The sequence below is a fragment of the Acidovorax sp. KPB24-03 genome, assembly GCF_057546605.1.
This window is the reverse complement of record NZ_BAAJYR010000567.1, coordinates 1-1,805: the sequence shown is the minus strand read 5'-3', so window position 1 is coordinate 1,805 and position 1,805 is coordinate 1. Positions and strand designations below refer to the sequence as shown.

3 protein-coding genes are annotated in these 1,805 nt (G+C 74.0%); all 3 read left to right on the top strand.

Annotated features, from left to right (window positions below):
- The first annotated feature begins 145 nt into the window (after nucleotides 1-145).
- The 3 genes from AC27KI_RS24010 (at nucleotide 146) to AC27KI_RS24000 (ending at nucleotide 1,799) form a co-directional block, all read left to right on the top strand.
- Complete coding sequence (locus AC27KI_RS24010; protein ID WP_487116240.1) at nucleotides 146-544, top strand: VOC family protein; 399 nt, start codon at nucleotides 146-148, stop codon at nucleotides 542-544.
- A 13-nt stretch (nucleotides 545-557) separates the two neighbouring features.
- Nucleotides 558-1,028 (top strand): GyrI-like domain-containing protein, encoded by a 471-nt coding sequence (locus tag AC27KI_RS24005; RefSeq protein WP_487116238.1) that lies wholly within the window; start codon nucleotides 558-560, stop codon nucleotides 1,026-1,028.
- A gap of 66 nt (nucleotides 1,029-1,094) precedes the next feature.
- A complete protein-coding gene (locus AC27KI_RS24000) occupies nucleotides 1,095-1,799 on the top strand; it encodes a helix-turn-helix transcriptional regulator (protein ID WP_272565951.1) in 705 nt (234 codons plus the stop codon).
- The last annotated feature ends 6 nt before the right edge of the window (nucleotides 1,800-1,805 follow it).

Here is a 1,805-nt window from a genome sequence, read left to right as displayed (position 1 = left end):
CGCCGACGCGCCGTCCGAACCCCCGGCCGAGCCCGCCGCCTGAGCCCGCGCGGCCGGGCCGGCGCAGCCTCCTGACACGACGCTGTCAGGAGGGCCCCTGCACCATGGCGTCCTTCGCAACAACGACCGAAAGGACCTTTCCGCCATGACCTCTTCTGCCCCCGCTTCTTCCGTGTCCGCCATCAGCTGGTTCGAGATCCCCTGCGCCGACCTCGGCCGCGCCCAGGCCTTCTACGAACAGGTGCTGGACCGGCCCATGCAACGCCAGACGATGGGCGGCGATCCGCTGGCCGTCTTCGCCTACGACCGGCCGGCCACCGGCGGCTGCCTCATCGAAGGCCCGAGCCGCCGCGTGGCGCCCGATGCCGGCGTGCGCATCTACCTCGACTGCGCCCCGGCCCTGGACGCCGCCGTCGAGCGCATCGCCCCGGCGGGCGGGCGCGTGATCGATGCCTGCATCGAGCTGCCGAACGGCATCGGCTTCATCGCGCACCTGTGCGACACCGAGGGCAACACCGTCGGCCTGCACGCCATGGCGCGCTGAAGGAGCGGGCCGCATGACCCCCACCCTGGAAACCTTCGGCGCCTTCACCGTCGCCGGCATCGCCACGCGCACCTGCAACCGCCAGGAGCGCGACCCTGCCCAGGCCCGCATCGGCCCGCTGTGGCAGCGGTTCGCCGCCGAGGGCGTGGCCCAGCGGGTGCAGCAGCCCGGCCTGGCGCCGTCCCGCGTGATGGGCGTATACAGCCGGTATGCGTCGGACCACGAGGGCGAGTTCGACGTGCTCGCGGGCGTGGCCCTGGACGGCGCCAGTGCCGCGCCCGGCCTTGAGCGCGTGCAGGTGCCGGCCGGCCTCTACCTCGTGTTCCGCCGGCAGGGCGCGCTGCCGCAGGCCGTGATCGACACCTGGGTCGCGGTGTGGGCGCACTTCGGGCAGCACCCCGTGCCGCGCCGCCGCTTCGACGTCGATTTCGAGGCCTACGAAGGCCCCGACCAGGTGGCCGTCTGCATCGGCGTGCAGGGCTGACGCGCCCTGTGCGGGGCAGGGCACAATCCTCGCCCACGCCCCGATCCCGCCCCGATTGCCTCACCCATGCGCCGCGCCGACCGACTGTTCCAGATCGTCCAGCTCATCCGGGGCCGGCGCCTGTCCACGGCCGACTTCCTGGCGAAGCGGCTGGAGGTCTCGGCGCGCACCATCTACCGCGACGTGGCCGACCTGCAGCACCAGGGCGTGCCCATCGAGGGCGAGGCCGGCGTGGGCTACCGCCTGGGCGCGGGCTTCGACCTGCCGCCGCTCATGTTCAGCCAGGGCGAGGCCAACGCCCTGGTCGCCGCCGCCCGGCTGGCGCAGTCCTGGCTGGACACCGGCCTGGCCGGCGAGGTGGAAAGCGCCCTGGGCAAGATCCTCTCGGTGCTGCCGCCCGCGGCGCGTGCGGCCGCCGAGGCCCAGGCGCTCTATGCCCCGGCCGTGGCGGTGGACCCGCGCACCCAGGCGCTGCTGCGCCCGCTGCGCGAGGCCGTGCAGTCCCGCCACGTGGTGCGGCTGCACTATGCCGACGAACAGGGGCGCCCCAGCGAACGCCGGGTGCGGCCGCTGGGGTGCTTTTACTGGGGCAAGGTCTGGACGCTGTCCACCTGGTGCGAGCTGCGCGATGACTTTCGCGGCTTTCGCGTGGACCGGATCGTCTCGCTCGACGTGCTGGACGAGCGCTTCACCGTGGAGCCCGGCCGCTCGCTGGCCGACATGCTGCGCCACGTGTGGGGCCGCCCCGGGGTCGGGCCCGGCGGCGGCTGAGGGCAG